This window comes from Paenibacillus tabacirhizosphaerae, from assembly GCF_040812395.1.
In the GTDB taxonomy this organism is placed as follows: Bacteria; Bacillota; Bacilli; order Paenibacillales; family NBRC-103111; genus Paenibacillus_E.
On record NZ_JBFNXH010000076.1, the window covers coordinates 1 to 965 of the forward strand.

The 965-nt window shown below is 40.0% G+C and carries 1 protein-coding gene; it reads right to left on the minus strand.

The window, feature by feature from the left end:
- Positions 1-965 (minus strand): hypothetical protein (locus ABRS97_RS28025; RefSeq protein ID WP_367859149.1); only part of this gene is annotated, 965 nt, incomplete at both ends.

The following is a 965-nucleotide window of genomic DNA, read 5'->3' on the forward strand; positions in this document are numbered from 1 at the left end:
CCACAATCGACTGTAAGTGTCGTATTGGAAGCTTTGTTTCCCTGTGCCTGCGCCTATAGTTTGAACGGATTCCTTTAATCCCAGCGGATTCCATTGGGTAACAGTGGTAACCCCTGTCTGGTCTATTGTAGTAATTTTGTTGTTGGCATCATCATACGTTAACTGAACGTTGCTGTTATCCATAAACGTAGCTTTCGTGACTCGATCAAGGGGATCATACTCATATCGCGTGAAATTATTATTTCCATCCGTAAATCGAGTCAATCTTCCCGTTGTCGTGTCATACTCCATTTTCTGAACAATGTTCGATATGCTTCCATCCACATCAGTCACTTGCTGGGACTGTTGGGTTAAAAATGCACCCTTATTGGGCGGGTTTACATCATATGCTCGCACTACAGACATCGTACTTTGATTGTCAGTAGCGGTCACCTTGGTCTGGTTACCGTATGAATCGTATTCATAATTGATTTTTAAGGCAACATTACCGTTCGGATTGTCGTTATCCTTTACGGTTAGTTCCTTGACATTACCTTTTTCATATCTAGAATAATTCGTATATTGAGTAAGATTATCATTTAATTTTTTGATCACTTTACTCAGGTAGGAATCTCTTGTACTTGGTTCCATATACTGGTAGCTCGTCACAATGTTATTTGGATCTGTTTCAGACAGTATTTGTCCATGCGGATTGTAGCTTCTTTTGACTACTACAGGTATAGAGGATTGACCCGTAGTGATGTTTGTATACTTGTTACTTATCTCCGTTGGATATGGCATATTATTCGGGATGTCATATTGATAGTCTGTACTGTTCTTGAGATTGCCCGCTGTTGCAGTTACATTGGTATTATAGAAATAATCTTCCTTCGATGTAGCCACACATGTTGTATACCAAGGCTGTTCGCAGTCTGGCGTTCCACCCAGTTTCTGGTAATTAATAAAATGTTTCTTGTAGGTGTACG